Here is a 284-nt window from a genome sequence, read left to right as displayed (position 1 = left end):
CAGCCAAGAACGCACGCGCCGAGCAAGCGCGCGAAATGTATGCACCGTTTGGCGAAATCCCCCAGGACATCCTGGAAGGCGTCCGACGTTCAAAGTTTGCGCCAGCTCTGGCCACCGCATCAAACAGCCCAGCGGACGTAGACGACCGTGAAGACAGTTTCGACGAGGCAATGACACTGGGCCAGTCTGACCACGAACAGCCTGGCTCAGAGTCCGAAGAGTGAGCGGCGTGAAACAGCAGGCGGCTAACGGGAAAAAACTGCAACAGGGTGCCTTTCAGCCTC

General features: G+C 59.2%; 1 pseudogene. It reads left to right on the top strand.

What is annotated here, in order from left to right:
• A pseudogene (locus ABJ99_RS04130) lies at positions 1 to 224 on the top strand (AcaB family transcriptional regulator); the annotation flags it as partial.
• Positions 225 to 284: the final 60 nt, after the last annotated feature.

The organism is Pseudomonas syringae pv. cilantro (assembly GCF_001293775.1).
In the GTDB taxonomy this organism is placed as follows: domain Bacteria; phylum Pseudomonadota; class Gammaproteobacteria; order Pseudomonadales; family Pseudomonadaceae; genus Aquipseudomonas; species Aquipseudomonas syringae_P.
The sequence above is the reverse complement of the archived record's forward strand: the minus strand, read 5'-3'. Positions and strand labels throughout refer to the sequence as shown.